This is a genomic window from Methanosarcina sp. (assembly GCF_049706645.1).
In the GTDB taxonomy this organism is placed as follows: Archaea; Halobacteriota; Methanosarcinia; order Methanosarcinales; family Methanosarcinaceae; genus Methanosarcina.
In genome coordinates this window covers 24,501-43,646 of sequence record NZ_JBNAKP010000008.1, presented here as the reverse complement: position 1 = coordinate 43,646, position 19,146 = coordinate 24,501, and the positions used below count along the sequence as shown (strand labels likewise).

Here is a 19,146-nt window from a genome sequence, read left to right as displayed (position 1 = left end):
CCATTGTATCCAGTAAACCCTTTCTTCAATAAACTTTTTTATGGATATTGTGCGCGCCATAAAGCTATGATCTTATCAATTGCTATGTACGTGTACTTTCCATTCTGTTCAAGAGTGAGCACATTGTCTGCGCAGCTTTCTATCCTTCCGCTAAAGACGTCAGGACCCCCACAGTAGACGTCTACAACCTCACCTCGAAGGTGTTCCACTATAAAAGATTGCATTTTCTTCACACCTCAGATATTCTCCCATATTTGAACTCTGACCCTGCTGGTTTGAATTCGATTCCTTTTCCGGGAAATAAAAGCCCAATCCAGCCGTTCAGAACTTTATCCTGCTTTACCCAGGCGGAAAACAAGTAAGATTTCACCTGTTCCGTTTATCCCATATATTATAACGAATTTGAAATATAAAATTTTGAGCTTATTGACCCCATAGGGCTATTATTTTATCAATGGCTATATGGGTAAGTTTTCCTTCATTATTGAGCGTCAGGACATTATCGGCACAGGCTACTACATTTCCCCTGAAAACGTCAGGCCCACCGCAGTAAACATCTACCTCCTTGTTAAGATAGTGTTCTACTATAAAGGATTGCATCATAGATTTCTCCTCCTGCTTATTTTCTTTGCAACTTGCGTATTTACCTGTTAGCTTGTTTGATGACATAAACCGGCGGCCTTTATATCCTCAGGCATCCGTTAATTGTAACTATCCTTTCATTCCATATAAATATATTTAGAAACTAAAATTGATTTTCGGAGTGCGACGCCGCTAATCCCTCGAAGAAAAGTTAGCTTACTAGCCCCGGAACCATATAGTTGTCAGGTCTCGTTTTCCCGGAAATAAAAAATGATTATATAACTTCTTTTCTCAGGGTTTATTTGCTTCAGGAAACCGGGAAAGCTAAGTTTATCTGGAGAAATCTTATGAATCCGGTTTTTAATAAAAAGGATTAAATTCGGAGCTTTTCGGTAAATCCTGAGGCAAAAGTCTCTCAAAATTAAGTGGGAGAACCCTTTCTCTTAAAATTAAGCAAATCAGCCTTTTATTTCAGAGTTCTCGGCTTCGCAACCTTCATAGATGAAAATATCTTCAATACGGGCGCCAAAAAGCCTGGCAAGTTTGAACGCAAGTTCAAGAGAGGGATCATATTTGCCCTTCTCAATCGCATGTATGGTTTGCCTTGTCACTCCCACTTTTTCAGCCAGGCTTTCCTGAGTAAGGTCGTGCATTGCCCTGTAAACTTTAATATTATTTTTCATCGCAGGCTCCTAATTTTTCCTAAAACAGATGTGCTGTCGGATGTATGACAGCTGACAGATTACTTCCTTAACATGGAATTCATAAATCTGACCGCTAGATCAGCCTCCATATTTCATGTTAAAATACCCATAAAAAACTGAGTAAAGTACGAGAACTGCGCAACCTGCATATGCCATGAAAAAACCAAGGTCAGTATAGCCGGGATAGGTTTCTCTCATGGCTATCAGGATTGCTCCTGCAAGGGTAAAGCCGAGGGCTATAAACTGGAGAGTAACTCGGGAAGCTTTCTGGCTTACCTGGCGGACCCTCTCGTCTTCAACAATAACCTCAACCCTTTGCCTGGAAAGGTACATGACAGCTATGCCTGCAAGTACAGCACCTGCGGCAAGTGCCGGACTTCCTATAGTAACTGAAAAACTTACGGCAGCCCCCAGGACCGTCACAATCAGCAAGGAAATTACTCTGAATTTCTTCAACTTCATTGCAGAACCCTCTTGAGTATGTGTTCAGTAAACAAATTATTTAGCGTCCCCTGTATAGGTACAAGTACAAATTGACCTATTTAGCGTACAATAAGTAATGTAAACTTTACATATAGTAAATATATAGTTACATTATATAAACGTATCGAAAGATGGTTTCGAGTAAAAGGATACGGGCTGAACAGGAGAGAAAAGGAGAAACGGAATTTAAAAACTGGTGAATGGAAACTGGAAAAACAATTAGAAAACATGTTAGAAATACATATAAATGTATAAACCGGATTATCAAACAAATTGTGTATATTACTCCAGTTACTACCTAAAATTTTAAAATCGAATGTCGTACCAGGTATGAGTAGAGATCTGAAGATCAGTGTGCAGATTAAAATTTGAAGATTTCATTCTGTTTTTGAAAAGTTTTCATGCTTCGAAAATAAGCTGGAAAAAATAATTTATAAGAGTTTTGCAGATAGTATAACTATGGAAGATAATTTCTTAAGATACATTGAAATTATATTTTGTATCTGCCTCACAATACTTTTTTTGATTTCCTGCGGTCAAACTATATAGGAAATAATCTAAGATCTTACCTTTTCAACGATATATACGATTTAAAGGCTCAATTTCTATAACTACCAGGGTCTTGTTCTCATAATTGATTCTGTAAAGCAGTCTTAAATATCTGGACCGCAGCCTGAAAAGTTTCTCCTTACTCTCAATTACTCTTTTTGCTCGCTGTGGGACCGGATCAAGGGCAAGCTCGTCAAGCGTCTCTTTGGCCCTGGAGTAAGTTATTTCGTCTGCCAGTTTCAAAAAGGTTTGCGCAGGAATATCAAGAAGGATTTCGAACATTTTAGAGCCTCAGATCTTCAATTACTTTAAAGATACAAATTTCCTCTCGCCTCATTTTTCAATACTTCTGAAAACTAATTCTTTTTCTTGGACGGTGAGCAGGGTATCTATCCATGATGTGCTCCTTTATTTTTCCAGGTTGTCTTTTGAGAAAGCTAAATTCTTCAAAGAACCGTTTGCCAAATTTCTCCCTCAATAAAAACACTGCTCCACTTATTCATCTGCTTATTGCTATTAATAAATTAATACCGTTAAAACTGTTTATATATCCGGTTTATTTCCCAGAATTATATCTTCAGGATTACTTTCTATTCCGGTTCGATTATATATGGCAGGTAGGGGCAATGACAACTATCAATATAATTGCAGCTCATAATCATAATAATCTTACTCTGGTAAGTTTTATTCATACAGAGCATGCGACCAGTACCAGAGAATATATCAAACAATCATAAGTTTTATGAGCCCAAAACCGTCTAAAGCTTAAATTCTTTCTCGGAACGTTTCATTTCATAAAACGGATGACAAATTCCAAATACTTTATCCAGCGAAACTACAAATCCTATTCCCATTCCTGGTTCATTAAGGTTTATAGCTTTAATAATACTATTCTGAATACGGTCCGCAATATTTGATTCGGCTATGGTAAGGACAATCTCCTTTTCCGGCTCAATCATTAAACCAAGAATACTTTTGTTTTCGTGGATTCCTGTACCACGACCGAATAAAATTGTTCCGCCATGAGCACCGGCTTTTCTTGAAGCCTTGATTACCTCATCGCCCCAGCCTTTTTTGACAATTGTTACTATTAATACAGATCCTCTCTCATTGCACATTTTCTCGACCTCCGTTAAATTTTATATAAACACCCAGGAGCAGAACAAAGATGATGGGTGCGAGTGCGATCAATGCAATCAGACCAAAACCATCTGCTACAGGATCTGCACCTTCATATGCCGTAGCTACTCCTACAGCCATTGACATAAGGAAAGATACAGCCATCGGACCTGTTGCAACTGCTCCTGCGTCGAATGCGATACCTATAAAATCTTTGTCACAAAGCCATAATAAAATAAGGGCAAATAAATAACCTGGAATTATTATATACAGAAAAGGAATTGTATAGATGATTCTCGCCATTCCCAGAGCAACTACCGTAGCAACGGCAAAAGAAAGTGTGTAAAGCATAAGGTTTGATCTTATATAACCACGGGAGGATTCCTCTACCTGGTAACATAATACTCTTACAGAAGGTTCTGCAAAAGTAGCAAGTAAACCAAGGATAAAACCTATGGGGATCAAAAGGTTTTGTCTGTCTGTACCCCCGAAGAATTCGCCTATTTCTATTCCCGCAGGGAGAAAACCATTGTTAACACCATGAAGAAATAATATCATACCAAATGCTGTGAAAACTAATCCTGTATAAAGTTTTACCAGCTGCGTTAATGGCAATTTAAGGTATAATATCTGGAATAAAGTGAAGAAAATTATTAGAGGAACTATTGATTGAATAACCTCAAAAACTATAAGCAATATTCCTGTACTCTCTCCCGAACTCACGAAGACAGTACCCCCAGCAGCAGGAGACTCAGTATGGGACCCATAGTCGCCAGGCCTATAAGCCCAAAACCATCAAGTTCAGATCTATCCTGCAATACAGCAGCCATCCCGATTCCAAGGCCCATAAGTACAGGCACAATCATAGCCCCTGTAGTCACGCTTCCGGCATCAAAGGAAATTGCCAGGTAGTCAGTAAGTACGAAGAAGGACAGCACGAGTATAATCGAATAACCCGCTGTAAATAAATATCGGATTGAGACTCCATAAATAATCCTCAGGATAGAAATAGCCATAAGAAAGCCTACTCCAAAAGCTATGGAAAAGATCAGTAAATCAGTATCCAAACTGCCCTGCAAAGCCGAGTCAACCATATTGCTCAGGACTTTTACATTAGGCTCTGCCATGGTTGTAAGGAATGAGAGAAAAAACACTACTAATGCGATAAAAGCCAGTGAGTTATGCTTAGGCAGATCAGCTCCAATTGCCTCACCTATAGGGAGCATACTCAGCTTAACTCCAGTTAGAAAAAAGGTCATTCCGATTACAGTTAGCACTGTAGCTATTAAAAAAGAAATAAGATCATCGAAGCTTATACCGACGAATATGAGCATAAGCAGCACTACGGCGAGTGTTAAAGGAAATACGGCCTGAACTACTTCCTGAAAAATCTCTTTAATGTCACGCATCATAAATATTCCACCAGATGTATGTAAATTAATCGAAATGCATATACAAATAAAAATACTTGAGTAAAATTTGTAAATAATAAAAATTATAGTGTTAATTTGCCATCAGTGGATATTCAGGTTTAAATTCCATTAATCAGATAGCTGAGAGTTATGTGTTACAGTTTTATATATTATTGATATAAGCAGATATTCACCTGTAATATTTACCAATTTTAGTCAGAAAGTTAATTCTCGAAGATAAAGACTTCTCACAGCTTCCTGATTCATACCAGTACTCACAGGTTCACATGCTCTCCCCCTCATTCGGCATGTGTCCCCTATTAATTGCCTTTCAGGTTCTTATTTTACTCACAATCTGAACCCTTATGTATTCGTCTATAACTGGTTGTGTTCAGTTAGTTTGGTTCTCACAATAGAAAGCAATACAAACATCAGTTAGTAGGATCATATATATTAGTCTAACGAAGATATTAATGAAAACAAAAAGAGCTGACGCTTATACCCCCAGCCTGAAAAGTCAGGGGCTTTACACGTCTTTATGTAAGTTAGTGCGGGAAGTTGAGGCTGTTATTCCACATTATCTTCACAAAGCTTTCTGACTTCATCGAGCTTTTCCGGTGGGCTGATTACAAGCAAAATGTCATCCGCGAGAATTTTAGTCTCAGCCTCCGGTGCGGGAATCATTCTGTGAGAACGTGAGATTGCAAGTGCAGACACTCCGTAATTCTTCCGGAGATCTAGTTCTCCAAGGGTCATTCCCGCAGCTTTGGAAAGTTTCCCGACCCTGATGCTCCGGATTTCTACGTCTGCAAAATCAAGAGCCAGATCGCAGAATTTCTTCCTGGGAATATCAGGACTTCGCAGCATCTTATAATGGTCGGCACGTAGTGTTGAACCCAGAGAATTGATTTCACTGCTGGGAACTAAATATCTGTGAAGCACCCTTGTGAAAAGCTCTATTGAGCTTTCAAATTCATCAGAAATGACCTCATTTGCCCCAAAAGCATAAAACTTATCCAGCTCACTCAGGAAATGTGTCCTGGCAATAATATGGATTTGAGGGTTTAACCTCCGAACAACCTCGATTATCCTTTTGGCACTAGCAGGATCGCCTGCGGTCACAGCAACGGATTTTGCAGTCTGGATACCTGCATGTTCCAGCACGGCACCCTGAGCAGCATCACCGTAAAAAATATGTTCTCCCTTCAGTTTTTCTACCCGCACTACTTCAGGATTCATGTCAATTACTATGTAGGGAATTGAAGCTGCCTTTGCAGCAGTCACGACATTTTTACCGTTTATCCCGAATCCTACTATAATTACATGATTTTCAGGTTTCTCTTCAGATTCGTTTTCTTTAAATTTACTGTACCAGCCCTGTTTCAATATTGAAGGAAAATGTATTAACTTAGCAGAAGTCGTGGCTCGATGCCCTATACTCATAAAAAGGGGGGTAAGTATCATAGAAAGTACAGCCACATCCAGAAATTCTTGATACATGATAGAGGACATCAACCCGCTTGCAAAACCTACTTTTGCAAGGATAAGTGAAAATTCCCCAACCTGTGATAGAGAAAAACCAACCAGGATCATTGTATGCAATGGAAAACCTATAAGAAAAGTGCTCAAAGAATTTGCCAAGAGCTTCAGGAGTAGCACAATTAGGGTAGCAGCCAGGATCAGAAGAAGATGTTCCCTTAATATTCGAAGATCAAGCATCATTCCTATTGATATAAAAAAAATACTCATGAACATATCCCTGAAAGGGATCAAATTTCCAAGAGCTTGAACCGAATACTCGGACTCCGAGATGATAAGGCCAGCAAGAAAAGCCCCGAGCGCCAGAGACAGGCCAACTATTGAAGTAAGCCAGGCAACAGAAAGCCCTATTGCTACAACACTCAGGAGAAAAAGCTCATTATTCCGTGTTTTTGCCACCTGGTACATGATGAAAGGAACTACATACCTTGCGCTTAAAAGGGTAAATACAATGAGCCCGATACCCTGCAGGATAAGCTCTAAAAAGGACTTATCTGTTCCTGGAATGCCTGCGAGGACTGGAATCAAGAGAATAATTATCACAGCGGCAATATCCTGGAAAATCAGTATTCCTAAAGAAGTTTGCCCATGAAGACTATACATTTCTCCTCTTTCTTGTAACAATTTAAGGACAATTGCAGTGCTGCTTAATGCTACTAGAAGCCCAAAGAAAATCGAAGATTCTTTGGAATTGCCAAGCCCGAGGAATATAAAAGCAACAATAACTGTAGTTATAGAAAGCTGAAATCCGCCTCCAAAAATTACGATCCTGCGAAGCTTAAAGAGGTCGCGCAGTGAGAACTCCATACCTATAGTAAAAAGCAGGAGGACAACTCCGATTTCTGCCAGGACTTCGATGTTCTCTGTCTCTCGGATCAGTCCAAAACCGAATGGTCCGGCAAGAATACCTGCAAGTAGAAAGCCAATCAGTGGAGCTATTTTTAATTTTGAGAAAGTAAAAACTACAGGAATAGAAAGTGCAAAAATGATAAGGAGGTCAGTTAAAAGATTCGTTGCCATCAATATAAATTTAATTTTTAAATAATATAAATGTTATTATAGATAACTGTCAGGAAATATCGACACTGATAACAATGCTGAGTAAAGTTAAAATCTAAAAATCAGCGTTCCGGATCAGAACCTGAAGGTTTAAACCTGTCGCAACATAATAAGATCAAGCTGGTATTTTACGATGGATTTGCAATGAGTATGATCTCTGATCTTTTATTTTGTATACGGTACCTCTACTGTAGAGCTCATGCTGCTGCGAGGGGACTGTAGTCATAAAATACAGTTAGAAAAATGTAACGAGTTTCAGATGGGAACAGTTAGAAATTATGGTTTATAAATTTAGGGTATATTAATAAATTCAGGGTACAGGTTGTTAGATGGATCCTGTATAGAATTCAGACATAAATTCCACGAACAAATCTGAGAATTAAAAAGGAACAATAAAGGATAAAATTTTAGAAAAAGAAAACGACGAGAGGGGGACTCGAACCCCCGGGATGCGGAGCATCACGGGATTAGCAATCCCGCGCCATACCGGGCTTGGCTATCTCGTCACAAAGGACTTTAAGAAGCGCGTCCCCTTAAACGCATTTCATGTATTTAATCTTTTCCAGAGGAAAGGTTTCACACAGACTATTTTATAAGAAATATAACAGTTATGCTATAAAACCAAATCGCCTGATGTGTTAAGCGATGAGCACGCCTCAGGTTGTTGCATCTTGGAGATTCCAGGAGACTGGACCCTCTTCTCCACCCCGCGGCCCCGCAAGCGACGGTTGCCCACAGTGAGTCTGCTCCCTTCCGGGCCTCGACCGGTTTCCGCAGTTAGGGTATGAAAACTTGCTCTCCAGCAAGCCCGCATACCTGCACCATCCCAGCAGGACGGGGCTTCTCCGTTGAGATTCCAGGCTGGAGTCTCTTCGACGCATCTTCCTTTAGCTTCGTCCCCCGCATATCGGCGATTTCGGGTTATAGGTAACGCCGGGCTACCCGGACTAGCTCATCAGCTATACAAAGACACTTTTAATATATAAAGATATCCTAGTCATATCCCTCCCGATATCTGTTTTTTAATTATGCGATCAAAATGTTCAATCTGCCTTCAAAAGAAAGAAAGCAAAGATAGGGGAGGAATTCTTCAAAAAATGGAGAAGAAGTAATAAGATGAAACTCAGTAGATCTTAAAATATACAGGAAGGAATAAATTACTCTATTTATATATACGTTATTTTTCAAAATAATGTTTAAATAAATCTCAAACAGCCTATATAGTAAATTAAAATACCCGGCAAAATTGGGAGAATAAGGGGAGTTTCTATGAGATATGGAGTTGCAATTGACCTTGGAACAAGTGGGTATCGAGCTCAGAAAATCGATCTTGACACAGAAGAGATCCGAAGAACAGTGATAACTTTGAGGAACCCTCTTCCCGGAGCGAACGTGATGGATCACATGGACTTCGGAATTCACTATGGGCAGGAGCTCGCACACGGACTTTCCATAAATGCGGTAAAGAATCTGTTCCGGACTCTTGATGTGAAAAGCGAAGAGCTTGAAAGACTTTCAATCTGCGGGAATCCAATCCAGTTATCCATCTTTCAGGGGATAAGCATTGAAGACCTAGCCTATGCAGGAGAGCGGAAGAAAAAGAAGTACAATATACAGGAACAGGACAGGAGCGCGAGAATCATACATAGCAGCGAAATTTCCGGGCTTGATGAATATGACTGTGAGGTCGTAGTTCCTCCTGCAATAAAGCACGAAGTCGGGGCCGATGCCCTTGCCCTGATAGTAAAATCCGGAATGCTTGATAGCGACGAAATTTCAATTGCCACGGACTACGGGACAAATGCAGAAATGGCTCTCAAAGTGAAAGATATCATTTACACTGGATCTGCAGCCGCCGGCCCGGCCCTTGAAGGGCAGCAGATAAAGCATGGAAAACTTGCATCTCCGTATTCCATATCAGACATTGAATTCGAAAATGGGGCATTAAGGAATTATGTCCTGAGCGAAGAAATGAGATCTGTTCCGGGAGATCTCGTAGATCCGGCAACCGGAGAAATCCTCGATGAAGGCCAGATCAAAGCTGAAGGAATTACAGGTACCGGGGTTATAGCTCTGATCGAGAAAGGAATTGGAAGCGGCCTTATAGAGCTTCCCAAAATAAAGACTCCTGACAGGCTCATTCATCTGCAAAACCGGATAGATTTCTCGGAAAAAGACCTGGCAGAAGCCGGAAAAGCCATAGGTGCCATTCGTGCAGGGCATATTACGCTCTGTTCGACTGCAGGTATTGAAATAACAGATATCGACATGGCTTATATGGCAGGCGCTGCCGGCACCTACATGGATGCGGCAAAAGCGCAGAAGGTAGGGTTGATCCCTTACTCGACAGAAAAAATCTGCCAGCTTGGAAACACTTCACTTGCAGTAGCCCGCGAAATCCTGCTTTCGGAAAAGAGGTTATGGGAGCTCCAGGAGATTGCAAGTCAGATAGTTGGCACACACATAATGTTTGCTACTGCTCCGGAATTCCGGGATACATATGTTCTCGAACTTGCATACTGGGAAGAGGGTATGCCCTTTAAGATGTTTAAGAAATATCTCAAAAAGAAGGGGCTTCCAGTACTTGGAGACCCTGTCGAAAATCCCATTATCGAGAAACGTGTGGAGAGAGACATTCCGATTCTTGGAGAAGAAGGGCTTTATGTACTTGAAAGGGTTGGGACCTATATGACTATGGTTGTTGATTGTCCCGAATGCAGAAAATGTATTAAAGTATGCCCAACTGGTGCAATATCAATTGACGAAGAAAATAGGGTCATGATAAGCACCGACCTGTGTGAAGGTGCCCATTGTCAGAAATGTATACGAGCCTGTCCTCCTGAAAAATTTAACTGGGAAAATCTTGAGGTTTTCGAACAACAGCTGCAGGAATAAAAATACGCTCAGGAATCTCTGGCCAGCCGCTCTGAAATACCCGGAACAAAGGTTAATGGTCAGCTTCTACGCATCCAGAGGAAGGTTTTGCTGGCCAGAGAAAATAACCTTCTGTAACCTCCTGGAAAAGAGATAGGAACGATAGAATTTTAAAAAGTAGCATAATTTTAAGAAATAATATGTTATGAAAAAAGAAACCCTCTGGTAGAAAGGAAGGTGTAAGGAATAGAAAGTTAGAGGGAATAAAAAGAGTAAAGAGAATAAAAAGAGTAAAGAGAATAAAAAGGTTAGAGGGAATAAGCTTCACGAAGTTTTGTAACGAGTACTTCAACCTGTTCCACTGCAGTTCCTATATATTTGTCGGGATTTACAAGATTCTCGATATCCATAGCAGTTAGATATCTTGCAACATCAGGAGTTTCCAGAAGTACGTTTTTGAAATGCTGTCCTGTATCATGGGCTTTCATTGCTGCAGTCCGCACAAGCTCATGGGCTTCCTGCCTGCCTACTCCTCTCTTTGCAAGCTCGATCATCACAGCTTCGCCCATATTGAGACCCCTGAGCAGTTCCAGATTCCTCCGAATATTTTCAGGATAGAACCTCAGGTTTTCAATCACGCTTATCCCGAGCTTAAGGATGTGGTCCGTAAGCACGCAGGCTTCAGGGAAAACTATCCGCTCGGAGGAAGAGTTGGTCAGATCCCTTTCATCCCACAGGGTATTGTTAAGGAGTTCAGGCTCGACCATAGCCCTTACGATCCTTGCAAGCCCGCATATCTGCTCGGACTTTATAGGATTGCGCTTATGAGGCATGGTAGATGAGCCTACCTGTTTTTTCCCAAAACTTTCTTCAATCTCGGCAATTTCACTGCGCTGAAGAGTCCTGATTTCTATGCCGATCTTATCCAGGGTCGTAACTGTGTTTGCCATCCACATTACAAATTCGGCGTGCCTGTCCCGCTGAATGATCTGGTTGGAAACATCCACAGTCCCGATTCCAAGGTGCTGCATGGTAAGTTTCTGGATAAGAATCCCGGCTTTTCCAAAAGCAGCCTGGGTCCCGACTGCCCCGGTCATCTGGCCTACAGTCGCTCTCGGAGCGAGTTGATTGAGACGATCCAGATGCCTTGAAATTTCCGATGCCCATATGGCAAAACGCAGTCCGTATGTTGTTGGAACTCCGATCTGTCCGTGAGTTCTTCCGCAGCAGACTGTCTGCTTGTGGGCCTCGGCCTGGTTAACCAGAACCCTGAGCAGAGTTTTGAGTTTATCTTCCAGAATATCGATCGCATCCTTAATCTGGAGTGCCGTTGCCGTGTCCAGGATGTCGTTTGAAGTGGCTCCGAAATGCACCCACTTTCCGGCGTCATCTCTGCACTGCTCGGAAATCGCAACGACCACAGCCATCATATCATGGTGGATTTCGGCTTCAATTTCGTCAACTCTCTCGGCTTTTACAGAAGAGATACTCCGGGATATAATTTCAGCCGCGTCTGCGGGAATCAGACCCATATCCGCCTCGGCGAGGGCAAGGGCAGCTTCGGTCTGCAGGATCTTGGCAAGTCTGTTTTCCTGGCTCCACACATGTTTCATTTCTGCTGTACCATATCGGTAGTCTATAGGATGAATTGCCATATTAATCACCACTCATAAGATAAGGAATAAAAATAATCCTGAAAAATTAAACTAATCGTAGAATTATATTTCTAACATATTTCTACCCTAATGATCTAGCTTAAACTAAGATCTTAGCTTAAGTTAATCATTTTAGCTTTAAATGATCTTAGCGTTATTCAATTTCAATGTTAACTTTGTCACAGTCCAACGTCAACTTAATTATAGCTCCATTCAGGTTTAAGCACATAGGGCAGGGAATAAACAACTTAACCAATAAATAAACTTTGAGTCGGCAGGACAGGGAAAACAGCGAGTATGCTAAAAGCGAAAGAAAAAAAGGTTGCAAACTCAATAAAAGTCGGACTTTTTTGACGAAAAACGTTATATCCCTTAACATCCATTAAGCGGGCTATATACCTTATCAATATCGAAAAATAATAGCAGGTGACAAAAAAATGGCTCGTTTTCCAGAAGCAGAAGAAAGATTATTAAATAAGAAAATTTGCATGAAATGCAATGCCAGGAATGCAATAAGAGCAACCCGCTGCAGAAAATGCGGTTACAGTGCTCTTCGGGTGAAATCTAAGGAATCCAAGGGAGCATGATCTTTTTTGCAGGTGGAAGCACACCTTCAGAAAATCATTGATCAGGAAGGAAAAGTTCATCTTACCCTTATCGATCCCGCTTCCCAGACGCCTGAACGAGCCGCTGAAATTGCCCTTGCAGCAGTTAAGGGAGGCACCGATGCCATCATTATAGGGGGCTCAACCGGAGCGTCGGGAAGCCTGCTTGATGAGACCGTTATAAAGATAAAAGAAAAGGTAGATGTCCCAACCATTCTTTTCCCGGGAAGTTCAGCCGGGCTCAGCAGTTATGCAGATGCCGTATTTTTCATGAGTCTTCTGAACTCAAGAGATATAGGGTATGTGATCACAAACCAGGTGCTTGGAGCTCCGCTTGTATACAGAAGCCAGATCGAACCTATTTCCATGGCATATATTATTGTCGAACCCGGAGGAACTGTTGGCTGGGTAGGGGACGCAAAACTGATTCCCAGGAAAAAGCCTGAAATTGCCGCAGTATACGCCCTTGCAGGCAAATATCTTGGCATGCATTATACCTACCTTGAAGCCGGGTCCGGAGCCGACATGCCTGTCAGTCCTGAGATGATAGGGGCTGTCAAGCAGGTGCTCGGGGAAAACAAACTCATCGTTGGCGGCGGGATCCGAGACGCAAAAGCTGCAGAACTCTGTGCTTCTGCTGGTGCAGATATGATAGTTACCGGCACCGTTGTTGAAGAAGTAAAGGATGTTACTGCAAAGGTGGCTGAACTTGTATCAGCTATAAAGAGATGAACCCTGAAAAGATAGATTCGGGATGTGCTGCCTGCATTTAAGAAAAGACTCATTTAATTCCACTCTTCTTTTAAAATATTTATTTTTCCGGGATGCTTATTCCGGAGCTCAGCCTTTCTATAGCGTCTAAATCGAAATAAAAGTCTAGATTATTTGATTAAGTAGATTTCGTGAAGGCCAGAGCAGGTGAGATCATGCAGTGAGTTAGGTTTTCAGGCCGGAAAAGCCCCTTTTTCAGCTGTAAATTTGATATACGGTATGTCCCGGAAAATTTTGAATGTTAAAGATCATTTTTACACTGTTGAGGTTTAAATCACAGTAGCCGATTGTAATAAATAGTTATAAGGTAATATTTGACTCCTATTTTAGTATAAATTGTACTGGCGCAAAAGGATCCGAAAAATGCAGCAAAAGAGAATAGATTATCACACCGGACTGGTAAAATTGCAGAAAGGGGTTCGGGTCCGGCGTTAACTTGCGATCAACACTAAGAGGTATGATTATGCTCAGAGTTTCCAACCTGGTTAAAGATTATGAGGTACGTTCCGAAAAGATAAGAGTGCTGGACCATATCGACCTCACGGTGGAGGATGGAGAAATTCTCGGGATTACAGGTCGAAGCGGAAGCGGTAAATCGACACTGTTGCGCATCATCCGGGGAGTAGAACCCTTTCAGCAGGGAACTGTGGAAGTAGATGGAGAGATTATAACTCCTGAGTCAGGGATTGAAGGGGAAAGATTTCTCAAAAGCGTAAGCGCAATACACCTCCAGCGAAACTTCGGGCTCTGGAACGGGCCTGCAATTGAAAATATTATAAGAAAGCTAAATTACCTTCGAGTAGGACATGAATCCCTCCCCCAGAATGAACATCTTCCGCATGATGTTACTAATGATTACGACGAGCTCTTTGAAGAAGCAATGGAGTATCTGAAACTTGTGGGACTGGAACATAAGGCTCTTCATTCCACCAATCTTCTGAGCGGGGGAGAAAAGCAGAGAGTTGTAATGGCAAGGCAGCTTGCTGCAAAGCCAAAGCTCCTTCTCCTCGACGAACCCGTTACAATGACCGGGCCGGACACAAAACAGGAAGTCCTTGACGTAATAAAGAGTCTGAAAAAGAAATTGAATATTCCAATTATAGTAGTTTCTCACCTTCCGGAAATTCATGCCTATCTTGCCGACAGGCTGATCTTCCTTGAGAATGGAAAAATTGCAGCCGATGGAGAGCCTTCTTGGGTGCTTAAAAATTTCCTTAGAGACATGAAGCCAAGGAAAGAGCTTGCAGAGTCTGAGAGTAAAGAGGTTTGCATCAAAGTTAAGGAGATCTCAAAACGCTATTCCATTATCCGGATGGGGGAAGTCCTTAATATAAAAGACTTTTCTCTCGATGTTTACAGGGGAGAAATTCTTGCTCTTATCGGCTCATCGGGAGCTGGAAAAACAACCCTTATGAAGCTTATGGAAGGGCTTGTAAGGCCGAAGAGCGGGACTGTGGAATATCTCTGCAACAGGGACTGGGTAGATGTCACAGAGTATAGCGAAAAGCGTATGGAGCTCCGACGGATTATGAGTATCATGAACCAGGAGTTCTCGATGTCCGTTAACTCCACGGTCAGGGACCAGATTCGATTCAGGCTAAGTATGAAAAAGCTAGGTGCAATCGAATACGCAAGGAATAAAGCCAGGGAAATGGGACTTTCGGATGAGACCCTTGATACGATATATCGCCTGCCTGACATGCCAGAAGAGGAGAAAACAACTGCGCTGCGGGAGCTCAACCTCAGTGATACTATCTATTCCGATCTTTTTCCTACAATCCCGATAACTGATGTAGATACCTATGCAAATCCAGTCTTTGAAGCCCTTGACCTTCCAATGGAAGTGCTTGAAAAAACGCCTTACCAGATCAGCGGAGGAGAGCATGTCCGGGCTTTCATTGCCTTAAGCCTTGCAACATCTCCCGAGTACCTCATGCTTGACGAGCCCTTCGGAGACCTTGACCCTGTAACCCTCAGGGATGTCACAAACTCATTAAAAAGAATCAATGAACGCTTTGGCACGACCATTGTGCTTGTGAGCCACCACATGGATTTCGTCCGAGAAGTTGCTCACAGAGCCATATTGATTGAAAACGGAGCCCTTGCAATGGACGGGAAGCCGGCCGAGATCTGCCAGGAACTGATCAACAGGAGCAATGCCCCCTACATGGAACACAACCTGCAAGACCTTGTGGAAGGCAGTTCAGAGGCTGATTAAAGCACACCCAGCTGATTTCTGAAAGTTCTCCTTAATTCAGAGGGTAATTAAGAATAGCCAGATTGTTTGTTGAAGGCAGTTTGGAAGTTAATAAAAAGACAACTAAATGGTTCAGGAGGAAAAAGCTTCTTTCTCCTCCTGAACCAGTAAAGGAAAGGTCAGGTTTACCAGACCCGCAACGTTCTTTTAAAATTACATTGAGGGTTAATATTGCCTCATGTTTTGAAACTTACTTATGCTCTTTTGCAGCCTTTTCAGTCAACTTTATTTTCCTCGCATAACCTATCCCATTCTTCATTCCCGAATTTTATGTACAGGCTTGCAGGCACAATCGGTTTTTCGAGTTCCCGGGTTGTTTTTTCCGAGAGTTGCTGGTTTTCGACAAGCTCTTTTCCTGCGTATCTGAGCATTTTCTTGTACTTTCCCAGAAGAGGTTTTAGCATGATATTGCTTTTGCCCCTGAAAATTTCCCCTTCTCCTCTGTAAATCTCGGTAACGAGTTCGGTGTGAAAAGTTCTTGCAAGCCTCCTGAAGAAAAGGCTTTCAACCTCAAAATTTGTCTGGCCCGGCAGTCCGGCGTTTGAGATCACAGCAATTTTCGGAAACTTTTCATAGCGTTTTGCATGCCTGTACTCACCCTTTTCATCCTCTTCAAAATGAGGCAAAAGTACAGGAGCAAGCCTATCTATGAAATTTTTCATAATAGCCGGCACATTATCGAAATAAACGGGACATGCAAATACTGCAATATCCGAGGCCATAAATCTGGGGAGCAGGTCATCCATGTCATCCCGGATTGTGCACCTTCCAGGGGTTCTGAGCCAGCATTCAAATTTTCCCCTGCAATACCCAATGTTTTTTTCGATCAGGAAAATATTTTCGGTTTCTGCTCCGGCTTCTTCCGCTCCTTTCAGGAATTCCTCAACCATAATTAGAGTGTTTCCTTCTCTGCCCTTATGGCTCCCGCTGAATACTGTTATTTTCACGTAGTAATCCCCCCATCAAATAAAGAACCTGTGAGCTGAAAAAAATGCTCAGAAAAGCCTTTCAGGTAAAAGGCCGATTTTACAGTTATTTGTTTTTGCTTGTTTCCTTCAAATCACACCTGCAATGAAATTTATTTCCCTTCCTCTCATTGTTTTCAGCTTTTCCTTCGTTACTGCCCTCACCAAAATTTTTCCCTGCAGACCAGGCTTTGCCCAGATGCTCTCCTATTCCCCAGTAATTGTTATCATACATTGAAAAAACTATAGGTTCAATCTTTTCAATATCAGGAATCTCATTGCAGAGATACCGTTCCTCTGCATAACTCTCAATAATCTCTCCTATGAAAACCTCGCTCGCACCTCCGAGATCCAGGGCATTTACAAGCCTGCACTCAAGATTCACCGGGCATTCCCGGATCATTGGGGCTTTTTCAAGTTTTCCGTAGAAAGTTTCGAAAACTTCCGATTTATCAGTTCTTTTTCCTGAGACTATACCGCAGTAGTCCGTAACTTCCACCATATGCCGGGAGGGAATATTTACACTGAAACACTGGTTTTCCCTTATTCCTTCGTTTGTATAGTGCGTTTTCCCCAAGGTCACCGCGATCATTGGAGGGCTCGCCTGCACGATTCCGCAAAAAGCGACTGTCAGATAATTTGGCTTTCCGCTTACATCAGCCCCTACAAGGGTAGTAGGCATGGGATAAAGAAAATTTCTGGCTCCAATGGCCTTTTTCTCTCCAATCTCCATATTTTAGTCCTCCTCAAAACTGCGCAGGTCATTTTGATTTAAGCTTAAGTTATATATCGAAGGCTGCCAGAAAAAACTACACCGAAAAGTGTATCTTCAGAGTAATTTTCCAGATACGTAATTAGTATTCCGGTTTTTATCAATATATAAATTAGGATATAATATTCGGGGGATAAATGCTCTGCATAAATCCGAAGATCAGAAAGTGACGCAGCCAGATAGGAGAACATCTAATCAGATTGGAAATCGCTCGAAAATTTAAAAAAGGGAAAAATAAGTCTGAAAGAAGAGATTTCCTTTATTCGTACCTTAAGGCGTCCACAGGAACCAGTTTTGCCGCTTTGCTTGCGGGATAAGCCCCTGCAGCAACTCCCACAGTGACTGCAACGAGGACTCCTATTTCAAAGATATAATAAGGATACAGGAAGGGAAGCTCCAGGGCCATTGTAACGATATAAGTCCCTCCGATTCCAACCCCTAGTCCCAGAATCCCTCCAAAAAGACTGATAATAATAGACTCGATAATAAAAAGCATGAGGATATCACTGCTTGAAAAGCCAAGCGCCCTCATGATCCCGATTTCCCGTGTGCGTTCCGTAACCGTAACAAGCATAATATTCATTATCCCTATTGAGCCAACTAGCAGAGAGATCAGGGCAACAGCAACAAGGAAATTCCTCAATGTATCAGCTAGCCGGTTTGTCTGCTCAAGGATATCCGCCTGGTTAAGAATCCGGTATGGTTTTGCATCCTCGTCATCAAGGTTTCTTGAGGAAACCCCGAAATTCCGGGCAAGCCGCTTATCCACCTCATCCGAGACCTGTTCCACGCTATCAGGGCTGCCAGACATGGCGAAAAAATACTCGTAATCATCCTGTTCGAGTAACTGGTTAATTGTGGAAACCGGAATGAAAATTGATACGTCTCGATCAATACTCCCGCCTCCGACAACTGCGACATCAGGGCTTTTAATAATGCCTTTTACCTTGAAGCTCCTAGTTACTGACCTGTCCCCATCAAGGCGAAAAGTTATATTAACAGTGCTGCGGGTTGAAATATTCCTGCCGAATTTTTCGTCAGCTACTTTAGACCCTATTGCCGCAGAGAAGGTGTCCTGATCGCTTATGAAACTGCCTTCTTCCATGATGATATTGGCAGTATCCTGGTAATCTGCAGTCACCCCTGCGATTTCAATATTTTTAGTTTCCGAGAAATAAGTTACTTCACCCGACTGTTGTTTTACAGGAGAAATTCCACTAATTCCGGCGGTTTGTTTTATTATTTCCAGCTCGCTAGTGTAAAAAATATTAGGCTCCTGGCTGTATATAATGATAAAATTAGAGCCCTGAGCATTGATTTCCTCTTCAAAAAGAACTTTAAAGCTTTCCCCCAGAGAGACATTTGCAACCACCGCAGCAATTCCTATGATAATCCCAAGCGTTGTCAGGGCCGAGCGGAGCTTTGCGTTCCTATACTCCCAAGAGAGATTTTGACGGCTTGTCTTATATTTAGCATAAAATCCTCCAGTCTCCACCCCTAACACCGTAACTCTGTTTGAGACTTCATACAAGCAGAGCTTTAGTTTACGGATACGAGAGTACAGTACGAACTAAGTTTGCTGATAATGTGGAACTGAGCTTTTTTTGCACTTTTCCCAAGAAAACCCCAATAAATATTAATGACCAAATATATAATAAGTTACCTTTAAAAAAACAGCATAAACCAGGATATTTCTTATATATGCTAGTAATATACATAAGAAAAATGAAGCATATGTATAAAGTGTTATAAGTTGAGAAAGAGAATTATATTATCCTGAATTCTTTAAACGATTTAAAA

At 41.8% G+C, this 19,146-nt stretch carries 16 protein-coding genes, 1 tRNA gene, 1 other RNA gene and 1 pseudogene; 4 read left to right on the top strand and 15 right to left on the bottom strand.

The genetic code is table 11. The annotated features are described in order from the left end of the window. Window positions 1-38: 38 nt before the first annotated feature. The 11 genes from ACPK8D_RS03075 to ffs all read right to left on the bottom strand — a co-directional run bounded on the left by ACPK8D_RS03075 (window position 39) and on the right by ffs (window position 8,405). Window positions 39-224 (bottom strand): MM0924 family protein, encoded by a 186-nt coding sequence (locus ACPK8D_RS03075; protein WP_424716376.1) that lies wholly within the window; start codon window positions 222-224, stop codon window positions 39-41. Window positions 225-423: 199 nt separating this feature from the next. Next, a complete protein-coding gene (locus tag ACPK8D_RS03070; RefSeq protein WP_424716375.1) occupies window positions 424-603 on the bottom strand; it encodes an MM0924 family protein in 180 nt (59 codons plus the stop codon). Between the two features lie 437 nt (window positions 604-1,040). Further along, window positions 1,041-1,265, bottom strand: a complete 225-nt coding sequence (locus ACPK8D_RS03065; protein WP_424716374.1) for a helix-turn-helix transcriptional regulator — start codon at window positions 1,263-1,265, stop codon at window positions 1,041-1,043. Window positions 1,266-1,364: 99 nt separating this feature from the next. Then, entirely contained in the window at window positions 1,365-1,748 is a 384-nt protein-coding gene (locus tag ACPK8D_RS03060; protein WP_424716373.1) for a DUF2178 domain-containing protein, read from the bottom strand. A 594-nt stretch (window positions 1,749-2,342) separates the two neighbouring features. Further along, a complete protein-coding gene (locus tag ACPK8D_RS03055; protein WP_424716372.1) occupies window positions 2,343-2,600 on the bottom strand; it encodes a hypothetical protein in 258 nt (85 codons plus the stop codon). A gap of 476 nt (window positions 2,601-3,076) precedes the next feature. Continuing rightward, complete coding sequence (locus ACPK8D_RS03050; protein WP_424716371.1) at window positions 3,077-3,436, bottom strand: P-II family nitrogen regulator; 360 nt, start codon at window positions 3,434-3,436, stop codon at window positions 3,077-3,079. Then, window positions 3,426-4,160 carry a DUF1538 domain-containing protein gene (locus ACPK8D_RS03045; RefSeq protein ID WP_424716370.1) on the bottom strand — a complete coding sequence of 245 codons (735 nt, stop codon included), beginning with the start codon at window positions 4,158-4,160 and terminating at the stop codon, window positions 3,426-3,428. Before ACPK8D_RS03045 ends, ACPK8D_RS03050 begins: the two co-directional genes overlap by 11 nt. Continuing rightward, a complete protein-coding gene (locus ACPK8D_RS03040; protein WP_424716369.1) occupies window positions 4,157-4,849 on the bottom strand; it encodes a DUF1538 domain-containing protein in 693 nt (230 codons plus the stop codon). Before ACPK8D_RS03040 ends, ACPK8D_RS03045 begins: the two co-directional genes overlap by 4 nt. 567 nt (window positions 4,850-5,416) lie before the next feature. Further along, complete coding sequence (locus ACPK8D_RS03035) at window positions 5,417-7,408, bottom strand: cation:proton antiporter (protein WP_424716368.1); 1,992 nt, start codon at window positions 7,406-7,408, stop codon at window positions 5,417-5,419. A 460-nt stretch (window positions 7,409-7,868) separates the two neighbouring features. Continuing rightward, window positions 7,869-7,953 (bottom strand) — tRNA-Ser (locus tag ACPK8D_RS03030). Window positions 7,954-8,090: 137 nt separating this feature from the next. Continuing rightward, window positions 8,091-8,405, bottom strand: an RNA gene (ffs, locus tag ACPK8D_RS03025) — signal recognition particle sRNA. A 311-nt stretch (window positions 8,406-8,716) separates the two neighbouring features. Here ffs and ACPK8D_RS03020 point away from each other — a divergent pair. Beyond that, window positions 8,717-10,342, top strand: a complete 1,626-nt coding sequence (locus tag ACPK8D_RS03020) for a methylamine methyltransferase corrinoid protein reductive activase (RefSeq protein WP_424716367.1) — start codon at window positions 8,717-8,719, stop codon at window positions 10,340-10,342. A 287-nt stretch (window positions 10,343-10,629) separates the two neighbouring features. Here ACPK8D_RS03020 and purB read toward each other — a convergent pair whose 3' ends face one another. Further along, complete coding sequence (gene purB, locus ACPK8D_RS03015; protein ID WP_424716366.1) at window positions 10,630-11,976, bottom strand: adenylosuccinate lyase; 1,347 nt, start codon at window positions 11,974-11,976, stop codon at window positions 10,630-10,632. 437 nt (window positions 11,977-12,413) lie between these two features. Between purB and ACPK8D_RS03010 the strand changes: the two genes are divergently transcribed. From ACPK8D_RS03010 to ACPK8D_RS03000, 3 genes are all read left to right on the top strand, one after another. Continuing rightward, window positions 12,414-12,563, top strand: coding sequence for a 50S ribosomal protein L40e (locus ACPK8D_RS03010; protein ID WP_048137048.1), 150 nt, complete (start codon window positions 12,414-12,416; stop codon window positions 12,561-12,563). A gap of 6 nt (window positions 12,564-12,569) precedes the next feature. Continuing rightward, on the top strand, window positions 12,570-13,313 hold the full coding sequence (locus ACPK8D_RS03005; RefSeq protein ID WP_424716365.1) for a geranylgeranylglyceryl/heptaprenylglyceryl phosphate synthase: 744 nt from the start codon (window positions 12,570-12,572) through the stop codon (window positions 13,311-13,313). A 502-nt stretch (window positions 13,314-13,815) separates the two neighbouring features. After that, window positions 13,816-15,570, top strand: a complete 1,755-nt coding sequence (locus ACPK8D_RS03000; RefSeq protein ID WP_424716364.1) for an ATP-binding cassette domain-containing protein — start codon at window positions 13,816-13,818, stop codon at window positions 15,568-15,570. Between the two features lie 254 nt (window positions 15,571-15,824). On the opposite strand, the gene ACPK8D_RS02995 is transcribed toward ACPK8D_RS03000, so the two are convergent. From ACPK8D_RS02995 to ACPK8D_RS02985, 3 genes and pseudogenes are all read right to left on the bottom strand, one after another. Beyond that, the gene (locus ACPK8D_RS02995; protein ID WP_424716363.1) at window positions 15,825-16,556 is read right to left on the bottom strand and encodes a flavodoxin family protein; all 732 of its coding nucleotides are present in this window, start codon (window positions 16,554-16,556) and stop codon (window positions 15,825-15,827) included. Window positions 16,557-16,641: 85 nt separating this feature from the next. Further along, a complete protein-coding gene (locus tag ACPK8D_RS02990) occupies window positions 16,642-17,307 on the bottom strand; it encodes a flavin reductase family protein (protein WP_424716362.1) in 666 nt (221 codons plus the stop codon). A 298-nt stretch (window positions 17,308-17,605) separates the two neighbouring features. Further along, window positions 17,606-18,822, bottom strand: a pseudogene (locus ACPK8D_RS02985) (ABC transporter permease). Window positions 18,823-19,146 lie beyond the last annotated feature (324 nt).

Bases quoted from the DNA above. Each gene is read 5' to 3' on its own strand.
- ACPK8D_RS03075 (WP_424716376.1), bottom strand. From the start codon at position 224: ATGCAATCTTTTATAGTGGAACACCTTCGAGGTGAGGTTGTAGACGTC.
- ACPK8D_RS03070 (WP_424716375.1), bottom strand. From the start codon at position 603: ATGATGCAATCCTTTATAGTAGAACACTATCTTAACAAGGAGGTAGAT.
- ACPK8D_RS03065 (WP_424716374.1), bottom strand. From the start codon at position 1,265: ATGAAAAATAATATTAAAGTTTACAGGGCAATGCACGACCTTACTCAG.
- ACPK8D_RS03060 (WP_424716373.1), bottom strand. From the start codon at position 1,748: ATGAAGTTGAAGAAATTCAGAGTAATTTCCTTGCTGATTGTGACGGTC.
- ACPK8D_RS03055 (WP_424716372.1), bottom strand. From the start codon at position 2,600: ATGTTCGAAATCCTTCTTGATATTCCTGCGCAAACCTTTTTGAAACTG.
- ACPK8D_RS03050 (WP_424716371.1), bottom strand. From the start codon at position 3,436: ATGTGCAATGAGAGAGGATCTGTATTAATAGTAACAATTGTCAAAAAA.
- ACPK8D_RS03040 (WP_424716369.1), bottom strand. From the start codon at position 4,849: ATGATGCGTGACATTAAAGAGATTTTTCAGGAAGTAGTTCAGGCCGTA.
- ACPK8D_RS03035 (WP_424716368.1), bottom strand. From the start codon at position 7,408: ATGGCAACGAATCTTTTAACTGACCTCCTTATCATTTTTGCACTTTCT.
- ACPK8D_RS03020 (WP_424716367.1), top strand. From the start codon at position 8,717: ATGAGATATGGAGTTGCAATTGACCTTGGAACAAGTGGGTATCGAGCT.
- purB (WP_424716366.1), bottom strand. From the start codon at position 11,976: ATGGCAATTCATCCTATAGACTACCGATATGGTACAGCAGAAATGAAA.
- ACPK8D_RS03010 (WP_048137048.1), top strand. From the start codon at position 12,414: ATGGCTCGTTTTCCAGAAGCAGAAGAAAGATTATTAAATAAGAAAATT.
- ACPK8D_RS03000 (WP_424716364.1), top strand. From the start codon at position 13,816: ATGCTCAGAGTTTCCAACCTGGTTAAAGATTATGAGGTACGTTCCGAA.
- ACPK8D_RS02990 (WP_424716362.1), bottom strand. From the start codon at position 17,307: ATGGAGATTGGAGAGAAAAAGGCCATTGGAGCCAGAAATTTTCTTTAT.